Here is a 263-nt window from a genome sequence, read left to right on the forward strand (position 1 = left end):
GTGGGGTATTGGACGAGAATGACGTTTTATTTCATTGTTGAAGTAGCCATTGTTGCATATTCTCTTTTGTCTTCTTGGTTTTTTCTGTTTGGGCGTTCAAGATAACGACGTGGGGTGAGGGTATGTTCAGAGGAACAGCGGTAGCGATAGGTTTGTGGGTCAAACCAAAGACCGATTTTGCCTTCAAAATCCCCTGAACGTTGTTTTGCGATATTCATAATCACACCGGGGCGTTTGGCTAAATCTGCTTTTTCTTCCATCAA

At 43.0% G+C, this 263-nt stretch carries 1 pseudogene; it reads right to left on the reverse strand.

What is annotated here, in order from left to right:
- Positions 1-26: 26 nt before the first annotated feature.
- Positions 27-263: pseudogene (locus ACFIK8_RS11615) on the reverse strand (DNA primase); the annotation flags it as partial.

This window comes from Bartonella sp. MR168JLCBS (assembly GCF_042194175.1).